This is a genomic window from Paenirhizobium naphthalenivorans, assembly GCF_007992095.1.
Classification (GTDB): domain Bacteria; phylum Pseudomonadota; class Alphaproteobacteria; order Rhizobiales; family Rhizobiaceae; genus Allorhizobium; species Allorhizobium naphthalenivorans.
Window position 1 is genome coordinate 1 of sequence record NZ_BJZP01000084.1, and the last position, 1,596, is coordinate 1,596.

Below are 1,596 nucleotides of genomic sequence, written 5' to 3' on the forward strand. Positions count from 1 at the left end.
TTGAGCAATACCTCGGCAACGTCATCTCCATTGAGCGTATGCGGACGCGTGAGGTGCCGGAAGGCGGTGGCACCCGCATTGCCCGCTACGATGAGCTGTTCCAGTTCATCCGGTTCTGCATCACCGGTGAAAACCACCCAGTCCGTCTACCTGAAATTCCCATGTATTTAGATTGGCTGGCGACCGCGGAGCTGGAGCATGGCCTTACCCCGAAGGTCGAAAGCCGTTTCCTGGGCGTGATTGCGATCGACGGTTTACCGGCCGAGAGCTGGCCAGGCATCCTCAACAGCCTCGATCTCTTACCGCTCACCTACCGCTGGTCGTCGCGCTTCATCTTTCTGGATGCTGAGGAGGCAAAGCAGCGGTTGGAACGCACGCGCAAGAAATGGCAGCAAAAAGTACGGCCGTTTTTCGACCAACTTTTCCAGACGCAAAGCCGATCCGTTGACCAGGACGCAATGGCCATGGTCGCGGAAACTGAAGACGCGATCGCCGAGGCATCTTCACAGCTGGTCGCCTATGGCTACTACACGCCGATGATCATTCTATTCGACGAGAGCAGAGAAAATCTTGCCAATAAAACCGAGTCCGTTCGACGGCTAATCCAGGCTGAAGGATTTGGGGCGCGGATCGAGACGTTGAATGCGACGGACGCGTTCCTCGGGAGCCTGCCAGGCAACTGGTACTGCAACATCCGGGAACCGCTGATAAACACCCGCAACCTCGCAGACCTGATCCCTCTCAATTCCGTCTGGTCGGGCAGTCCGCTTGCGCCCTGCCCGTTTTATCCACCCGACGCGCCGCCACTGACACAGGTGGCTTCCGGATCGTCACCCTTCCGACTGAACCTTCACGTGGATGATGTCGGACATACGCTTATTTTCGGACCAACCGGTTCCGGCAAGTCAACGCTTCTCGCGCTCATCGCAGCGCAATTTCGCCGGTATAAGGGTGCGCAGGTTTTCGCATTCGACAAAGGCAACTCTATTCTGCCGCTGACGCTGGCCGTGGATGGCAATCACTATGAAATCGGCGGCGAGGCAGGAGAGGGGGCTAAGCTTGCCTTTTGCCCTCTCTCCGATCTCTCGACCGATATCGACCGCGCCTGGGCTTCCGAATGGATCGAAACACTCGTCTCCCTGCAGGGTGTCACGGTCACCCCGGACCACCGAAACGCCATATCTCGGCAGATCGGTTTGATGGCGGGGGCGCCAGGCCGGTCGCTGTCGGATTTTGTGAGTGGCGTTCAGATGCGGGAGATCAAGGATGCGTTGCACCACTATACTGTTGACGGCCACATGGGCCAGCTTCTCGACGCTGAACAGGATTCGCTGACCCTCGGTCAATTCCAGTGCTTCGAGATCGAGCAACTGATGAATATGGGCGAGCGAAATCTCGTGCCAGTGCTGACCTATCTGTTTCGACGTATCGAAAAGCGGCTAACGGGGGCACCAAGCCTTATCATTCTCGATGAGGCGTGGCTGATGCTCGGTCACCCGGTTTTCCGCGACAAGATACGCGAGTGGCTGAAGGTGCTGCGAAAGGCAAACTGCGCCGTCGTTCTTGCCACTCAATCAATTTCGGACGCAGAGCGTT

Annotated in this window: 1 protein-coding gene; it reads left to right on the plus strand. The window is 57.5% G+C overall.

Features of this window, described 5'->3' with window-relative positions:
- Positions 1 to 1,596, plus strand: a 1,596-nt coding sequence (locus RNA01_RS23165; RefSeq protein ID WP_147182436.1) for a VirB4 family type IV secretion/conjugal transfer ATPase, incomplete at both ends; no start/stop codon positions are given.